Origin of the sequence: Infirmifilum sp., assembly GCF_049970975.1 — an archaeon.
In the GTDB taxonomy this organism is placed as follows: Archaea; Thermoproteota; Thermoprotei; order Thermofilales; family Thermofilaceae; genus Thermofilum; species Thermofilum uzonense.
The window spans coordinates 1-2,141 of sequence record NZ_JBMFLX010000176.1; the positions used below are offsets into that span (position 1 = coordinate 1).

A 2,141-nucleotide genomic window follows, 5' to 3' on the forward strand; every position below is an offset into this window, starting at 1 on the left:
GCTTCTTAAGTGGACTTAGGACACATGGGGGTCCTTAAAAGGAAGATAAAGAGACACGAGGAGCTACTCGCGCTAGCACGGGAACTCGACATCCATTACGTGCCCTCAAGATACCCCAATGCACACCCAGCCGTACAACCATCGTGCCAAGACACCCCATTCAAATTCTTGAAACAAGAGTTAAATACCCTCCACTAGAATCGCATACTGCAATCTAACATATATTAATGAAACCCTCGACACGCCCTAGAAAGACGAGACCTTTAAGATGTAAATAAGATAAGTAGGGTAATCCCAGGGATGCTAGAGGAATTCATCGAGCCGTTTCACAGACCTCCCCGATTCACCTCTCTCAGCTCTCCTCCTAGCCCTTCTGACAGCTTGCTCCTCAGACCCCCTGAGGGCGTCGACCCTAGCCTCTCCGGTTCTTGACAGCCTCCTTTCAACAAGCTCTAATACTAGACTCCTGGTATCCTCTACCACGCTACCATCTAACCCTAGTATCCTCCCAATCTCGTAGTCTATCTCTCTTATCACCGTGTTGAAGAGACCCTCTACTCCAGATCTCACCTTAGCTCTCCCAGTAAGCTTCTTTGCTAGCTCCGAGCCGTAAATGCCCTCAGGGGTATCAGCACCTCCAAGTCTCCTAGCCTCGTCTTCGAGCTTATCGAAGAGGCTAGCTAACCCCTTAACATCCTCTCTACGCCTTTTAACATCTAGTACTAGGAACTCGCCCAACTGCTTAACATCTAGTTCTAGCAATGCATAACCCCCCGCCACCCTACCCCTAACCTCAGCCTGTAGCTGGCTGAAGGAGGAGTTCAGGTACGCCAGTAGAGCCTTAAGCTCAGTATCATCAAAGCTTACGCCCTCCCTAGGTATAAGGGCAAGTATCCTATGATCTAGAGCACACTGGAACCTAGCTAGTACGAACCGCATCCAGTACCGGGCACCATAGGTAGCATATATTGGAGCCGCGATAACGCCACCGAGATCATACCAGTCAACAAAGGATTGCCTGTGTCGTTTCCTACTCCGGCTGGCTTGAGACTCGCTTACAGGTCTCCCCTCGTGCTCTCCAGGTCTCCTCCTAAGCCTGATAGTGGCTTTAGGCCCCTCAGCCATCTCAATGTACCTCCTAACATTATCGGGCAGACTTGCTCTCGGCTCGTGACACAAGAATAAGTAGCATTCAGCCTCACTCTCAACAAGTGCCTTCCAATCATCCTCCGTGAACGTGAAGAACTTTGCATATCTAGAAGATGGTAGAAGGGGGTGAAGATACTTCTCTGGTATATTAAGCTCTTTCACTCGATTCTTAGTTAGATAGAAGAACTCCTCACCACCAATATTCCTAACTCCCCTCACATCCCCTCTACTCGTTAGATAAAGATATCTCGTGTTTCCATAGCTAACTTCGAAGAGGTTACCTAATGGTATTATGTAACTGTTTTTCCTTAGCTCCTCTAATAGGGTTTGAGGATTGAATACATAACTGATCCACTTCTCACTATTCCTATAGACCTCTTCTTGTTGGATCACGTTAACCATTATTTCATCCGACACATTGTGGAATCCGGGTTTAGTGGAGTACTCTTTAACAAGGTTCAGTATATTGTCTACGTTAATGCTTTTTTGGGGCCTGAGCATCATGAACACCATATTGTTGCGCATCCTCTCCTCTTCTCTTGACTCCTTCTCCATGAGCACGACGCAAGTTCCTATGAGTGGCACTGGGAAAATCCTTGCGCCTATGTCTATTACCGCTCTAACCTTGTAGTTGTCTAGGAGGAACCTCCCGAAGTTAACACCGTAATCCGCTTGAAGCCATGAATCGCTTATTATCATGCCGAGCCTCCCGCCCTCCTTGAGGAAGCCCGTGGAGTGTATGATCCAGTAAACGTATATGCCTGGTTCAACGCCTCTCTGGACTTGGGGAGTTAGATTGTACGTGGTTAGCGTGCCACGATATAATTCCAATATAGTGTCCTGTGTGTTATCAGCGATCTCAGTCCACCTTGTATATGGCGGGTTTCCAATTACCGCGTCGAAGCTCCCGAAGACCACGCTCCTCCTCTCCTCACCCCTTGGCGTCCTAGTAGTATAGGGTGCTAGGAGCTGCTGGTTTGGGCGCATAGTGA

Annotated in this window: 2 protein-coding genes; one reads left to right on the forward strand and one right to left on the reverse strand. The window is 48.3% G+C overall.

All coding sequences use genetic code 11. From position 1 onward, the window contains the following. The first annotated feature begins 24 nt into the window (after positions 1-24). A complete protein-coding gene (locus ACP5KC_RS10235; RefSeq protein ID WP_428287515.1) occupies positions 25-198 on the forward strand; it encodes a hypothetical protein in 174 nt (57 codons plus the stop codon). A gap of 105 nt (positions 199-303) precedes the next feature. Here the strand turns inward: ACP5KC_RS10235 and ACP5KC_RS10240 are convergent. After that, on the reverse strand, positions 304-2,141 hold a 1,838-nt coding region (locus ACP5KC_RS10240), incomplete at its 5' end, for an Eco57I restriction-modification methylase domain-containing protein (RefSeq protein ID WP_428287516.1).